Raw genomic sequence first — 14817 nt, 5'->3', positions numbered from 1 at the left:
GCCGTGGCTACGGCGAGCAGAAGAGGCGCGAGGATTCGCACGTCTCAACGCGCTTCGCGCCCCGTTCTAAAATCGCTAGTACTTCTCGATGCCCATGCAACGACGCACGTCCGGGTGATGGTCGAACACCTTGCCGCGAGCGGAGCGCAGCTCACAGTTCATCGCGTAGAACAGGATTGGATCAAGGAACGCGCGAACGCTTGCCGGTACTTGGTCCATGCCGTACTCCATGGCGTCGAGCACCATAAGAGTGTCGGTATGGGTCTCGAGGAATGCGAGGGCGCGCTCATCCATGGCTCGGCACTCACTGGAAGACATCTGCAGGAAGTAGAAGACTCCGGGCTCGGTCACCTCGAAGGGGCCGTGGAAGTACTCGCCGGAGTGGATATAGGCGCAGCTCTGCCACTGCATCTCCATAAGCGAGCAGATAGCGAAGCCATAGGTCTGGCTAAACACGGGACCGGATCCCAAGATATACAGGAACTTGTGGTCCTGGCACAGGGCAGCGAAACGGTCGCAAAGTTCGGCGTTGACCTTCTCGCGAGCCGCAGGCAGGATCCGGTCCATCTTGGCGATGCCTTCGTACATATCGGCAAGGTCAGCATAACCTTCCTGCTGATCCAAGAGCTCGGCAGCGAGAGCCAAAGAGATGCCGGCGGGTACCTCCGCCTGCGGAACTCCCTCGCCCCACGGATATACCCAGCACGTCCACTCACCGTTATCGATGCCGGAGCCGGCGTTGTCGGTCTGTGCGATAACGGTTGCGCCCGCCGCCTTGGCGATCGAGCACGCATCGATTACCTCGGGAGTGTTGCCGGAGTGGCTGCAAGCGATAACAAGGGACTTTTCGCCCAGGCGCTTGGGACGCATGATATCGAACTCGCGGGCGGTATACGCCTCACTGGCAAACGTAGTCGCCTCGCGCTTAAGCAGCTCATGGGCGGGCAGCAGGTCGATGAGGGAGCCGCCGCAGGCAACCCAGAAGACGCTATCGAAACCGCCCTTTTCGGCGATTGCGTCGGCGATGAGATCATGTGCGTTCATTGTTATTCTTCCTTTCGATACGGCGGACGAATCCGCCAACGTTTACTGCAAGTCTTCTCGTCAAGCGTGTTGACTGCCCCACGCGAATGGGAGCTACGCGCTAGTCGACAAAATACCTCTCGAAGGCGTCCATGTTGCGCCGGTCCGCTGCTGCGGGATCATCGAAATACCTTCCATCGGTGATCTCCTGGCCAAGATAGCCCTCGAACCCATGCGCGTTGAGGACACGCACGAAATCGTCCATGCTGTGCTTTCCATCGCCCCAAACCAGATGGCCGTATGGGTCGCCATCAATGAAGTGCATGTTCCTTATGGCACCATCGCCAAACTCGGCAAACCACTCTTCAAGGCTCTCGCCGGCGACTCCCATAGCAGTAGTGTCCACCATTGGAGTAAGGTGCGGGTTGGCTACTTGGTCAAGCATGCGCCTGGCATCCGCGAGTGTAACCACCAAGTTGCTCTCTTCCGGCCTCAGGCTCTCCATGCAGAGGGTCACGCCGTGCTCGCCGGCATAGTCCGCAAGAATCGCCAAGTGCTCGGCAGAGCGCTTCCAAGCTTCCTCGCGGTCCTCGTCCCAATCGCCCCAACCGGAGTTGATGGACATATACGGGGCGCCGAGCACCTCGGCGAGCTCGATGCCGTGCTTGAAGTAAGCGAGGCTCCGCTGCGCGTGGAGGGGCTTTCTGGCAGCGTACTGCCACGGATACACCACGTTCTCCGGGCACAGGGAGCTCCCGGAGAGTCCGCGGGACTCGATCTTGCGGCGAAGCTTGTCGGCCTCGAAATACCCCGTGTGGTCCAGCGTCACGTGCGGCTCGGCCGCCCAAAGCTCGATGGTTTTGAAGCCAAGGCGCTGCTGAACATCAAGGAAATAATCGAGCGACCACATGATGTAGTGAATGTTCATGCCGGCGACCTGCTCGCGACGCAGGCGGGGCGCGGAAGCGTTTAAATCCATGCTGGGCATCTCCTCTCCTAGCAATCTTCGTACACGACCCGACCATCGCTCAGCGTGAGCGAGACCTGGATGTCTCTGGCATCTTTGGGGTCCACCGCAAACACATCGCGGTCCAAAACGCAGATGTCCGCGAGCTTGCCCGCCTCGAGGGTGCCGAAATCGTTCTCGCGAACCAGATCGTAGGAACCCCCGGCAGTCCATGCCCGCAGCAGCTCGGCAACGCTAACGGTATTCTGCGGGTTGACGTCCAAACCGTCGGCGAAGTACCCTCCGCAGGCGCTGTAGATCGAATCTCCTAGATGCGGGATAAGGAGGGGAAGATCGGTTCCGCAGCACAGCACACATCCGCCATCCACCATGGCGCGACGGTTCCAGCTGCGGGAGAGCCTCTTCTCTCCTATCTGGCGACGCATGGTCGAAAGGCAATCCTCGCGCTTATCAAGAGTAAGGATCTGGGGATAGACCTCGCAGATACCGCCGATGGCGCCCATGCGCGCCAGGTCAGCTGGATCGGAGTTCTCAAGGTCCGTAATCGAATGCCTGCGAGCGAGCCTTCCCGACTCATCACGCGGTAGCCGCTCATACAGGTCGATCGTCTTGCGAACGGCCCCATCCCCCTGGCAATGCAGGGAGTAGCGGAATCCCTGGGCATCGATCTCGGACAGCTCGCGAGAGATGAGGTCCCATTCGGGCTCCTCGACCACGGTCTTTCCGCCGGCACCCGCATCGGCCCCCTCCTCGTAGGGATCGATCATCTCGGCCAGGCCGCACCACACGCCGCGATCGGTCATGCGATTGAAGCCGGAGAACCTGACGAAGTCTCCTTGGAAGCGGTCGCGCGCCGAGCAGGCGTAATCAAGGTCGGCTCCATGCCCGACGGGCTGGCTCATCATGTCGACCCTAACCGTAAGTTCGCCTTCCTGCTCGCGGCGATACATCTCGTCCGCAAATCCGTAATAATCGTCAAAGCACATCTCCTTGATGGCGGTGACGCCACGGGAGTTAAGCATGGTCATGTAGTCGCCATACGCATCGCGGACTTCCTGAAGAGGTAGATAATCGCGCATAAGGTGCCAAATCATCTCGGCATAGCAAGCCTCGGGCGTAAAACCATAGCGCGCAGATGCGGCGGAGTTGAGCACGCAGGTCTCCGCGCCGGCAGTAAAGGCGACGGCAGGCGTGGATGAGAACTTCTCGTCCAACATATCAACCAAGTCGTCACCCATAAGGGTCTCCGGAAGGTTCATGCCCAACGCCATAGGGGCCTGGGGCCGCTCCTCCTTCCAATTCGACATCGCGGTGAAAACATCATCTGCCGAGGTCGCATCGATAAGATCGGCGCCGATGCGACGGAGCACCCAGCCGGTAAAGAACGTGTGCACGTCGACAAGGCCTGCCATGACGGTTCTGGAGCCAAGGTCGCGAACCTCGTCCGCATGCGCAGTATATTCGGCAGCCCGATCAGAGGCGCCCACGGATTCGATGCGATTACCGCGAATCGAAACATATCCGTCGATCGGTTCATCGGAAAGGCCGGTAAAGATGCTGCGGGACAGCAATACTAGCGAACGATCAAACACCGGGCACCTCCTACATCGGCAGTAGGCCGGAGATCGTAGTCGCGACCAATCCGAACAGGACCATGAAGATAAAGAACTTCCAGATGGTCTTCCACCATTGCCCGAAGGAGATCTTCGCTACGGCGAGACCCGCGACGGTCATGCCCGCAACGGGGCTGATGGTGTTGATGGTCTGGTTCGCGAACTGCAGAGCGGTGACGGCAGCCTCGGGATTGAGACCCATAAGCTCGGTCAGCGGGCCCATGACTGGCATGGTGAGTGCAGCGAGGCCGGAGCTGGAAGGAACCAGCAGCGAAAGCAGGCCGAGGACGATGTACATGAAGGTGGTATAGATGAAGGACGGAGCGCCCGCAAGGAGTCCGACGAGCCAGTTAAGAATAGAGTCGATGATCATTCCGCCCTCTGCAACGACCAGGATGCCGCGGGCGATACCGATGATGCAGGCTGCGTAGGCGAAGTCGGCGATTCCGCGGACGAACTCCTCCGCAATGGTCTTCTCGTCCAAGCCGCCGAGTATGCCGGCAAGAAGGCCCATGGCCAGGAACACCATAGAGATCTCGTCCATATACCAGCCCTGGGTAACGAGGCCCCACACGATAACGCCCATGCCGACCGCGAAATCAATGAGGACGAGCTCGTGGCGAAGCGTGAACTCCTCTTCGATAGAGGCGTCGGTGACAGAGAACTCGATGCGCTTCTGCTTATCGTCCTCATAGGTGATGGAGGACTTGGGATCGAGCTTGACGCGGCGCGCGTAGCGCATGGCCCAGAAAATGCCCGCGGCGGTGAAGATGGCCCACAGGATGGCGCGGAGCCAAAGCTGGGGATTTCCCTCGATGCCGATAACGCCCTGGGCGATCAGCACGTTGAAAGGATCGATAGTGGATGCGCAGTAACCAAGGTTGGGGCCGAGGAAGCAGATGATGAATGCGGTCATGGAGTCATACCCGATGCTCAGCATGATGGGGATGAAGATCGCGTAGAACGGCAGCGCCTCCTCGGACATGCCGAACGTGGTGCCGCAGATCGAGAGCAGGACCATGGAGATGGGGATGATCAAGATGTCCTTGTTCTTCAACTTCTTGATCACGCGGCTCATACCGGCGTTTAGGGCGTTGGTCTTGGTGACGATGGCGAACGATCCGCCGATCAGCAGGACGAACGCGACGACATCGGCCGCAGCCTGGATGCCCTTGGCGGGAGCCTGCAGGACGGCATCGATGCCCTGTCGCAGATCGACGGTCTCCCCCGTCTCCGAATCGGTGTAGACCTTGTCGACTTCTTGGTACGTTCCGGCTACGGCGACTTCTCGCTCGCCCGCGGCCGTCTGAATGGTCTGACGGTCGAACTGACCCGATGGGACGATCCATGTGAGCACCGCGAAGAACACAATCAGCATGAACGCGATGGTGTACACATGGGGAAGCTGGAGATGGAATCTGCGCTTGGGCTTCTCCTGTTTGGCATCCGACATTCTTAACCTCCTGTCAGAGCAACGATGCTTGCCAAAAAACCCTCACGTATAAGCAAACATCTTAGGTTGTCCTATGTATAACCTGCATGAAGGTGCCGGTCAAGAAACATATTAGGTTGTTCTATAAGTGGTAACTTTTACGCGCTAAACGGACCTGTTGCGGCGATGGCGAGAACAGCGCTGCGCGAGACAGAGCCGCTAGATATCGAAGCTGTAGCGCGAACCCACGTAGTACTGCCTGCCATAGCAGAAGCGCTCTCCGTTGGAATCGAGAAAGCCCGCGTTCATGAAGAATAGCGGCTCCCCTACTGGGACCTTGAGCTCGCGGGCGGTATCAATTCCCGCACGGGCGATCTCTAGCCTGCAGGGATCGGATGAACAGGGATACCTACCCGTACGCTCCCCCACGGCCTCGAATATCGAGCAATTGGAGAGACCGATATCTTTGAGAAATTCGAATCCGTCAACAGGATAGTAGTTGTTCTCGAACAGGACCGGCACGCCGTCTGCGGTACGCACGCGTGAGACCAAGATGAGGTCAGAGCCTTCATCCAAGCCAAAGAAAGAAGCGAGGTCGCGATCGGCGGCAACGGTCTTGCGGGCAACGACGCGAGCGCCCGCCTTCATGCCGTTTTCAGCGCATGCTTGGGTAAAACTCTGAACATCGTCCTTCTGATGCACCTTGCGAATTATCTTTGTCGCGGTCACAAACGTACCACGCCCCTGCCGCTTGGTGAGATACCCCTCGCCCACAAGCTCCTCTATTGCGCGACGAACCGTGACCCTTCCCACGCCGTACATCTTAGAAAGCTCAAGTTCCGTTGGAATCTGCGAGTCAACGGGATATGTCCCCTGTTCGATATCGCTCTTGAGCAAATCGAGCACCTGTTGATACAGCGGGGCGGAAGAGCCCCCATCCAGATGCGTATCCACAAAAACTCTCCCTTTAAGGCGTTCGCGATCTCAACTACTCCATTCTACCGCACACGGAAAAATGAGGTTAAACACATAGGGGCCCTGCATGTTTGAGCAGATCGGGAATCTGGTCGATGATTTCGTCCGCATTTGCTTGCGAAAAACCAAAACGCTCCTCGCGCTTGGCGAACACGGTGAGACCCGCCGTCTTGCCCGCGGCGATGCCCGACATCGTGCCTAGCAGCGCCGAACGCATGCAGTCCGGCTACACCCGCGGCGGCAGGCCCCAAGCTGACAGGCCCCAGCAATTAGACATCCCGTTCTCCGACGTGCTCTCGGTCGAGATCGCGGGGCGTTCCGCATAGCGGTGCTGCCGAGCACACCTACGGCGTGGTGGGGTCGCTGTGCGAGAACAACGACAAGCTCGCTATCGACCGGCGCCCGCCCGAAGTGGAGGAGGGCGACTTGCTCGTCATCCACGATGCGGGCGCGCACGGGTTCTCGGTGGGCTACAACTACAACGGCCGGCTCAAGCGTGCCGAGGTGCTGATGCGTCCGGACGGGTCGGGCCAGCTCATCCGCTGCGCCGAGGAGCCGCGCGACTACTTTGCCACCTTTGACTGCTTCCCGGCCGACGAGCGGCTCGCCGTTCGCTCCAGTATCCGCTGGGTTGCCACTATGCCGTGTAGCAGGCGGTTGTCGATACATGCGGCGATGATGCTCATGTGATGTTGGCTTCCTTCCTTTGCTTGCGAGGCGCGTCACTCGTCCTGCTGGGCCGCGGGCCCATCGTTCAGCGTGGCCTGCCTGCGCGGGGTATGCCGGGAATTGATGTAGTCGTATGCGTAGGCGATCTCCGTGACGGGGACCTCCACGTGGTAATGGGCGGAAATGTCAGAGAAGCTCGTGCGGAATGCCTCGACGAAATCGTTGTGTTCATTGGCGAAGCGCTGCTCGTCTGCGTAGTTCTCGATGGGGCTTCTGGTCACGAGGCGCTCCACGAGACAACACAGGTGCACGTAGAGCCCCATGCTCACACGAGCGCCAATCACGTCTCCGGTGAGCTGCTGGAGCCGCTCCGCGGCACTCTCGATTTCGCCGAAGAGCTTGTTGGGGTTAAGGATTGTGATGGACTCGACCACGTTCCTGAGGGTCATGTTCTTGACGAGATTCTGGTGGAACGTGCGCAAGCCGTCAGCGTCGAGCAAGCGTGCGAAGGCGCGGTCTATCTGGGCCGTTCCTTCGCCGGCGATGAGTTCCTCGAGCGAAATGAACGGGACTCCGTCGGCGTGCGGATTGTCCGTGCCGATGACCGAGCGCACGTTGTACTGGGAGAAGGCGGCATCCTCAGATCCGTTATTGGCGAGCTGCCGCCAGCCAACGGCGACAAGCCGCGCGGGGGACTCGCCAGGCAGGCTCTGCGCCACGAGATCGCGGATCCGCGCAGCTGCGTCAAGTCCGCCTTCGGAGCAGAAGACAATCGCGTCCGGTCGGGCGTTGCGCGCCACGATGTGATAATTACAGGTGCAAGCTGCCGCAGCATCGTCGAGAACCTCTCGCACGGAGCGACCCGCGATAAGTCCGGCGCCAACCTCCACCGCAAGGCCGGTAGAGGCGTTGTTGATGATGCCGAGTGTCATGCCGGAGGTGGATTCCAGACTCTTATAAATATCCTGGAGCGATCCCATGTCCACGAGGATGACGACCTCGTCTGCGTAGGAGAAGCGGTCGATGATTTGCTGAAGAGGAGCAGCGACGTCCGTAACCTTCTGGTCGTAGGGCATATCGATGGCCTCGAAGACCCTCGTGTCAAGAATCCGATTGGCAGCGTCGGCGATGCTCGTGGCGGTCGAGTAGCCATGACTGAGGACGATACCGACGCTCCGACGACGCTTAGACGGGTCGAGTGCGAGTGCCGCATGCGCAAGGACGAGCAGACACGTGAGATCGTCGAGCGCGATGCCGAGCGTAGCCTTGAGTTCATCAGCGATGCAGGCGCAGACAGTAACGGCAAAGCGGTTGCGCTGGGCCACGACGCCGCGCATGCCGGAAAGCTCGCTTGCATGGGAGCTCTTCCAACGCGAGAGGTTTGCGGGCGGCCACAGCTGGAGGCAGATGCCCTGGGCGATTAGATGCGAGCTCTTTCGGGACAAATCGATCGAGTAGAGTTCGTTCACGGAAGTGACGACGCTGTCGGCGATCTGCTCGTATGCGTCGGACTTCGAGCGGCCCGGGTTTTGCCCGAACGCCAGGTAGTCCTCAAGGTCGCGGGCTCGCTCCACCAGCTGAGCGCTGCACGCGCTCCCATCAAGCGTGCCTTCGCGATAGCTCTCGTATGGCTCCAGCATGGCGTCGAGTACATGCCGTGCGCGGTCGTCCGCCTGGCTTTGGATGCTCCGGGTGGTGTCGATGAGCTGCATATCGTTCTCGCTGCGCTCAAGTGCGGAGCCGGCAAGGATTGCGGAGGGAAGCTGGTAGGTGCGAATCTCCAGGCTGTCACCCTTCGTGTCTAGATAGGCCTCGGCGCAACAGTTGGTGATGCAGTCGCGTAGGCCGCGTACGTTCTCCTCGAAGTTGGTGCCGGCGAGGGCTCGGAAGGCTCCGCGACTTATGAGGATGTCGCGTCCTATGCGTCGGCCCTCCTCCTTGAGGAAGTGGAGAGTCAGTTCCTCACGCTCCTCCTGGGTGCGCTCGCGCAGAGACGGCACCTGGGCGGACATGGGGATGCGACGCGTGAGGCTGCGGCACTCGGTACTGTCTGCCTCGTTTGAGGTGGCAAAGATAAGGCGCGCAGCAGGGGCTGGCACAATGGCGCCCGCCTGTGCGGAGGCCCACTCCAAGAGCGCGTCCTGGGCAGCGGGTGAGAGGGTGTCGACGTCCTTGAGATAAACGATGCCGCCGCTCGCCCGATCTGCAGGCCCGCCATCTGCGCACAGATCGTGAGTGAGCGCGCGGGCATCGTCTGCGTAATGCGAGCAGTCGATGCTCACAAGCTTGGCTTCCTGCTGCAGGACGCCGACGTTCTTGCCGTATTCGAGGGCAAGTTCGGCGAGTAGACCCTTGCCGGTTCCCGAAGCGCCACAGAGCAGGATGGGCAGGCCAGCTGGCGGGTACTTGAGCGCGGCGCAGAGCTGGCTGATGCAGGGCGCAAGGCTCAGCTCGTGACCGATTGCGCGGTCAAAGTCGAGTCGCTCGCCGTTTCCGAGCGTGGCGAAGAGCTGCTCGACCGAAGGGTAGGTGCTACGCTCAATGCGAGACTGGAAGAAGCGTTCGAGGGAGCGGCGGTGGAAGTAGCACACCGGTCGCGCCCCTGCTTTCACCACGAGGCCAGCGCGCACGAGCTCGTTGAGATACTGACTTGCCAGGCTGCGCGAGATGGCGAGCGAGTCGGTTATAGATGCCGTGGTGAAGTGGTCGAGACGGTTCTGGATGCGCCCGCCCCGCGTGCTGCCAAGCTCGCGCGTGATGCGATCGAGGTAGGCAAGCAGGTCTTTCTGTGTCTCGGGGATGTTCATGCGGCTGGTCCTCCTTTCGTCCCACACCTTACGGGCGGGGTGGTGCTCGGGACGGGTTGGCGCCCGCGTTCCGTCACGGGCGCGTGCACTTCGGCACTCCATGATACATCTGTAGTGACATATGGCGACTTCTCGACACTTGCGCTCGACACAGCGAGCGGCAACGGCGCTGTCCGCCGAGCGCCTCGCCGTTTGCTCCGTCTCTGGCTACATCGCTCGAACCGACTCTGCCGCTGGCGCGGACGCCCCGCGCCCGGACGGCTCGGAAAGGCAGGAAACCATGGACGTCCGCAAGCTCGAGGGTTCCATAATCGCGCTCGTCACGCCATTCGACGAGGACGGCTCCGTCAACTTTGCCCAGCTCGAGATGCTGCTCGAACTCCAGATCGAGAGCGGCACCGACGCCATCCTCACACTGGGCACCACCGGCAAGTCAGCCACGATGACCGACGAGGAAAACAACGAGGTCGTCAAGTTAGTCGTGGAGCACGTGGCCGGGCACGTGCCGGCCATCGCCGGTTCGGGCTCCAACTGCACGGCCACGCAGGCGCGCAAGAGCCTCACGTACTAGAAGCTGAACGCCGACGCCCCGCTCATCATCTCGCCGTACTGCAACAAGTCCAACGAGGAGGACATCTACCAGTGCCTCGTTCACACGGCCAGCGCGGTGGACATCCCCTGCATCATCTACAACATCCCCGGGCGCACCGGCTGCAGCATCAGCGCGGCCAACGTGGAGCGTCTGGCCGCCCACCCCAACATCATGCGCATGTTCGCGTGGGCAAGGGCGCCACGGTGGCCACCGGTGCCGCATGCGTGGAGGACGTGCCGGCCGGTGCCGTGGTGACCGGCGTGTCCGCGAAGGTCATCAAGCAGGCCAACGAGTCGCCGAGGACAAGGCCCCCTCGTCGACGCGCTCCGCAACCTGTAAGCGAGGCCCCTAAGGCCGCCTTGCTGTCGGCAGCCTGGGGCCATGTGCCATCAGGGCGCAGGACGGGTCCGGTCGCCGAAATGCGGCCGGACCCGTTGTTCGCATGTTTTGCTGGGGGAGTCGCTGTGGCGACGGGGTTCACTGGCTTACTTTTCCTGTTCGCGCAGCCCCTTCGCCAAGGCTATGTTGGACAGTTTGAGTTCGCCATTCGTTACCGTAACAGCAAGCGAGTGGCCGAACTTCTCGCAGACGCGTGTCGTGAGTGCGGTACCGTCGAGGTAGAGGACGAGGATGTTGTCGTCAACGATGAGCTGCAGGTGGTAAGAACGCCCGGACTCGAGCCAGACTGGCCTCCAAAGCCCCTTATCCATTACGCGGAACCACTTGTAACAGGGACTCTTGTCGAACGAGAGCCGATTCGCGTCGAGGTCGAAGCGGTATTCGTACGACTCGTCGGTCTCGAGATTCTTGTAGGCTCGAATTGAGAAGTCGCAAGCGTCCCTGAACGTCACGTCTGCCTCGAAGCAGAAGATCTCGCCTGCGTTTTCGGTGATTACGCACTCCGTTCGTTCGTGGTCTCCGCGAAGCTCGATATCCGGGACGGCATCAGGGCACTCGAACGCATCCCTTATGCTTTGGGGAGGGCGAACGCCGAGGGTGCCATTGGGGCGCTGGTACACCTCATGGGGCATAAACGAGCCACCCCAAAGCCAGTTGGCCCGGTCATCGTCGTTCTCGCGCGTGGGGACCCAGCCGGACAGAATCCTGCGCGATCCGTCGAAGGCGGTCCGTCCGGCGTAATACGCCCTCCCGTCGAAGGCGTCATCTCTCGGCTTCTCCCACGGACCGTAGAGATCGCGGCTCATGCGGTAGACGATCTTGTTCTCGTCGCTGTACTCAGAGTAGACCAGGTACCACCAATCGCCAATTTTGAAAATGTCTGGCATTTCGAACATGGTGTAGAGGCCGGGGGCCCAAAAGTCGCCCTTGAACTGCCAGTGCTCGAGGTCCTTCGACGTAAAGTGAACGAGCCTGCCAGTTTGGAGGGTTTTGGAGGGGTCGTCTCCCTTACGCGTGCCCAGTACGAGGAGGTATTCCTTCCGGTCGTCATCCCATATTACGAAAGGGTCGCGCCAGTTGCGCCCATCGTATCCTGGCTGAGGCGTGAGCTCTGCTGCAACACCCGTCTTTTTCCACGTCGCATAATCATCCGAGCAGGCCTTCGCCTGCATGAGCACCTGGGACGTTTTGCCTTCTCGCAGGTAGTTGCGGTTGAACCCGGTATAGAAAGCGCGTACCTCCCCTTTTGCCTCGTAGACGGTTCCGGCGTAGATGAACTGGTCTTGGTCGTCTTCTCCGCCGTGGGGGATCGCCGTTCCGTGTTCCTGGTACGTCACGAAGTCCTGGGTGGTCGCGAGCGACCACCCAAAGGGCTGTCCTTCGGCAAGCGGAGCGGGGTCGCGCGTGTCACGCTGGTGGTATAGATAGAACGTGCCGTCCTTGCCGAAGGGCATGACGTCTCCCACCCACACGTCCTTCGGTTGGTAGAACAGGTGCTGGTTATTGGTCGGGACTTTGCGCATGTCTCGTCCTCCTTACTGTCGCGTCTTTCCTATTCGTCTTCTTCGTCAACGTCCGGAGTCAGATCTCCGAGGTAGACGAGCTGCTCTTTGGCTTGGGTGACGACATGCCTCACCACATCGGGAGTAAGCTGTCCGGCGTGGAGCGAGAGCTCGAGGGCCACGGGAAGGTTTACGCCGGTCACTATGAACGCGCCTCGCGGAGCCGAGCAGGCTACGAGCTGGTTTACGCTGCCCTGAAGGATGTCGGTGAGAACGAGGGTCTCGTCATCTTCGGCGATGCCCTCGAATGCGCTGGCGAGCTTCTCCTCGAGCGGGGTTTCGTCTGTAAACGCGCAGACAACCCTGATGTCGTGCCCCGGTCCTATGATGGCCTTGAGCGTGTCTCCGAGTCCGGCTGCCAGGCCGTAGTGCGATGCAATGATGATGTGCCTCATAATGCGTCCTTTGTGGGTTGGTCTAGCCCTAGGCTAGGCAGCAAGAATGCCGAAAGCCGCGCACACCCACGAGATGATGAGGATGCCGAGGACAATCTTGTTGATGCTGACCTTGCGCTTGACGAGGGCGTAGACGATGGCTGTGGCTATTACGGGCAGCATGCCGACCATGATTTGGTCGAGGATGCCCGTCTGGACGTCGAGCGTAACTTCACCCATGGTGAACGTGAGACCACACGAGACCTTGATGACGGTGGGGATGAGCGCACCGACGACCATCATGCCAAGTGCCGACGTCGACTCGGTGAAAACGGACATCTTCTCGGCAAGGGTCGTGAAGAGCTTGTCGCCGAACTTATAGCCTATGCGCCAGTCAAAGAGCTTCCATACGAAGATGGCGATGGCGACGGCAAGCCAGAGAAGCACGCCGACGGGGTTTCCCGCCTGTCCCATGTAGGCGGCGATGGAGCCGAAGATGGTGGGAATGAGGATGGCGAAGATCGTGTCGCCGACTCCTGAGAGGGAGCCCATGAGGCCAATCTTAAGGTCTTGGACCGCGTCGATGGCGTCATTGTGCCCCTTGTCCTCCAAGGCTAGGCCGGCGCCGAGGAGCAGGCCGCTTACCTGGGGAGTCGCATTGTAATAGCGATAGGTGCTCAGAAGTGACCTGCGGTAGCCCTCCTCGTCTCCTGCATAGATCTTGCGCAGGGCGGGTTCGGTTGCGAACATGACCGCCGGGGCACACTGGGACTCATAGTTATAGATGGACGCGCCGAGCATCCAGCGGCGGCCGCAACGGTCGAGATCGGAAACGGTGAGGACTGGCTGGTACGTTCCGTCTGCCAGGCAGGTTGGCGCTTCGTTTGCCTTGGTGGCGTTAACTTCGTTACTCATCTTCCAGACCTCCAGCGTCGAGGGCGTTTACGGACGGATTGCTGTGCGACTTGTAGTACTCGATGGCCGCGGCGGCACCGAGCAGGGCGATGGGGAGAATGCTTATCTGCAGGTAGGCGGCCAGAACGAAGCCAACGATGGCGTAGGCGATGAACTTCTTCATTGGCATGAAGGACAGAAGCATCGCAAGGCCGACGACGGGGAGGATACCGGCGGCGATGGAGAGGCCGGTCGTGAACCAGGAGGGCATGACGGAGAGGAAAGCGTTGACGGCATCGGCGCCAAAGAGCAGTACGGCAAACGTGGGGATGGCCGCCGTAAGGCCATAGAAGACCGGACCGAGGAAAAGTACGCTCTTCATCTGCGAGTACTTGCCCTCTTCGGCAAAGCGCTGCGAGGCACGCCCGAGGAAGCCGTTTGCCGTCTTGGCGATGACGTCGAGCTGAAGGCCGAGCATGCCGACTGCGATTCCGGCGGCAACGCCGACGCTCGCCTCCTGACCCGAGGTGATGGCAACGACGGCGCCAATGATGGCGGCAGTGGGATAGTCGGGGACGGAGGCTCCTCCCATGGCCGCCACGCCCAGGCTCATGAGTTGGACGATGGCGCCGACGGCGAGGCCGGTTACGGGGTCGCCGAGCGCAAGTCCGACGAACCATGCTGGCGTGACGGACATGTTCGTGAGAATTTGTCCCGCGTTCTTCTCGGCTCCGTAGATGAAGGCGATGAGTGTAACGACGGCTATCTGGATGATGGATGGTGTCATAAGTTCACTCCCTTGCTAAAGCGTGATGATGCTGGAGAGCTCTACGGGCTTGTCGGCCGGCACATAGCGAACGGTGATATCGCAGCCGGTGCCAGCAATCGCTCGATATGCGGGCAGCTCGTCTTTGGTGACGTAGGCGCGACTGCTCACCTGGACGGCGTCTGACCCCTCTTCGGGAAAGACTGTGCCTCCGACCACGAGTGTGGGAACAACCTGGCCCGTCTGTATGACGTCGAGGATGGTCTGGGGGTCTCGCGCCACGATGAAGACCGTGTGGTCGTCGTACTTGCCCGCCCGATAGTTCGCGAGAGCCGTCTCCTTGTTGATAATGGAGAGGGCGACTCCCGAGGGCTTTGCCATCCGCATGGCAGCCTTCTTGGTCGGGTCGTTGGCGACGATGTCATCGATGACCATGAGACGCTGCGGACGGAACTCGGGTACCCACTGGGTTGCCACTATGCCGTGTAGCAGGCGGTTGTCGATGCGTGCTGCGATGATGCTCATGTGATGTTGGCTTCCTTCCTTTGCTTGCGTGACGCGTTTCGGCATGGCCTGTGCCGAGGCGCGTCATTCTTCCTGCCGGGCCGCGGACCCGTCGTTCAGCGTGGCCTGCCTGCGAGGGGCATGCCGGGAATTGATGTAGTCGTATGCGTAGGCGATCTCCGTGACGGGGACCTCCACGTGGTAATGGGCGGAAATGTCAGAGAAGCTCGTGCGGAATGC

The 14817-nt window shown here is 60.5% G+C and carries 12 protein-coding genes and 2 pseudogenes; 2 read left to right on the top strand and 12 right to left on the bottom strand.

Features of this window, described 5'->3' with window-relative positions; all coding sequences use genetic code 11:
* Window positions 1-75: 75 nt before the first annotated feature.
* From I2G40_RS07420 to I2G40_RS07395, 6 genes are all read right to left on the bottom strand, one after another.
* Window positions 76-1044 carry an SIS domain-containing protein gene (locus tag I2G40_RS07420; protein WP_195544669.1) on the bottom strand — a complete coding sequence of 323 codons (969 nt, stop codon included), beginning with the start codon at window positions 1042-1044 and terminating at the stop codon, window positions 76-78.
* A 100-nt stretch (window positions 1045-1144) separates the two neighbouring features.
* A complete protein-coding gene (locus I2G40_RS07415) occupies window positions 1145-2002 on the bottom strand; it encodes a sugar phosphate isomerase/epimerase family protein (protein ID WP_195233865.1) in 858 nt (285 codons plus the stop codon).
* Between the two features lie 17 nt (window positions 2003-2019).
* The gene (locus tag I2G40_RS07410; RefSeq protein ID WP_195233863.1) at window positions 2020-3582 is read right to left on the bottom strand and encodes an amidohydrolase; all 1563 of its coding nucleotides are present in this window, start codon (window positions 3580-3582) and stop codon (window positions 2020-2022) included.
* 10 nt (window positions 3583-3592) lie between these two features.
* The gene (locus tag I2G40_RS07405; protein ID WP_195233861.1) at window positions 3593-5056 is read right to left on the bottom strand and encodes a YfcC family protein; all 1464 of its coding nucleotides are present in this window, start codon (window positions 5054-5056) and stop codon (window positions 3593-3595) included.
* Between the two features lie 198 nt (window positions 5057-5254).
* On the bottom strand, window positions 5255-5989 hold the full coding sequence (locus I2G40_RS07400) for a GntR family transcriptional regulator (RefSeq protein ID WP_195544668.1): 735 nt from the start codon (window positions 5987-5989) through the stop codon (window positions 5255-5257).
* Between the two features lie 67 nt (window positions 5990-6056).
* Complete coding sequence (locus tag I2G40_RS07395) at window positions 6057-6227, bottom strand: hypothetical protein (protein ID WP_195544680.1); 171 nt, start codon at window positions 6225-6227, stop codon at window positions 6057-6059.
* Window positions 6228-6352: 125 nt separating this feature from the next.
* Between I2G40_RS07395 and I2G40_RS07390 the strand changes: the two are divergent.
* Window positions 6353-6700 (top strand): annotated as a pseudogene (locus tag I2G40_RS07390) (hypothetical protein); the annotation flags it as partial.
* A gap of 32 nt (window positions 6701-6732) precedes the next feature.
* Here I2G40_RS07390 and I2G40_RS07385 read toward each other — a convergent pair.
* On the bottom strand, window positions 6733-9486 hold the full coding sequence (locus I2G40_RS07385) for a PTS sugar transporter subunit IIA domain-containing protein (protein ID WP_195544667.1): 2754 nt from the start codon (window positions 9484-9486) through the stop codon (window positions 6733-6735).
* A 121-nt stretch (window positions 9487-9607) separates the two neighbouring features.
* Here I2G40_RS07385 and I2G40_RS07380 point away from each other — a divergent pair.
* Window positions 9608-10333 (top strand): annotated as a pseudogene (locus tag I2G40_RS07380) (dihydrodipicolinate synthase family protein).
* A 230-nt stretch (window positions 10334-10563) separates the two neighbouring features.
* Here the strand turns inward: I2G40_RS07380 and I2G40_RS07375 are convergent.
* From I2G40_RS07375 to I2G40_RS07355, 5 genes are read right to left on the bottom strand one after another with little or no spacing between them, the layout of a single operon-like run.
* A complete protein-coding gene (locus I2G40_RS07375) occupies window positions 10564-12000 on the bottom strand; it encodes a family 43 glycosylhydrolase (RefSeq protein ID WP_195544666.1) in 1437 nt (478 codons plus the stop codon).
* Window positions 12001-12029: 29 nt separating this feature from the next.
* A complete protein-coding gene (locus I2G40_RS07370; protein ID WP_118080241.1) occupies window positions 12030-12434 on the bottom strand; it encodes a PTS sugar transporter subunit IIA in 405 nt (134 codons plus the stop codon).
* Between the two features lie 33 nt (window positions 12435-12467).
* Window positions 12468-13328: a PTS system mannose/fructose/sorbose family transporter subunit IID gene (locus I2G40_RS07365; protein ID WP_195233845.1), complete on the bottom strand. Its 861-nt coding sequence runs from the start codon at window positions 13326-13328 to the stop codon at window positions 12468-12470.
* Window positions 13321-14094 carry a PTS mannose/fructose/sorbose/N-acetylgalactosamine transporter subunit IIC gene (locus I2G40_RS07360; protein ID WP_195233843.1) on the bottom strand — a complete coding sequence of 258 codons (774 nt, stop codon included), beginning with the start codon at window positions 14092-14094 and terminating at the stop codon, window positions 13321-13323. The genes I2G40_RS07365 and I2G40_RS07360 overlap by 8 nt, the downstream gene beginning before the upstream one ends.
* A gap of 15 nt (window positions 14095-14109) precedes the next feature.
* Window positions 14110-14598, bottom strand: a complete 489-nt coding sequence (locus I2G40_RS07355) for a PTS system mannose/fructose/N-acetylgalactosamine-transporter subunit IIB (protein WP_195233841.1) — start codon at window positions 14596-14598, stop codon at window positions 14110-14112.
* Between the last annotated feature and the right edge of the window lie 219 nt (window positions 14599-14817).

The sequence above is a fragment of the Collinsella aerofaciens genome, from assembly GCF_015558785.1.
Taxonomy (GTDB): Bacteria; Actinomycetota; Coriobacteriia; order Coriobacteriales; family Coriobacteriaceae; genus Collinsella; species Collinsella aerofaciens_P.
The sequence above is the reverse complement of the archived record's forward strand: the minus strand, read 5'-3'. Positions and strand labels throughout refer to the sequence as shown.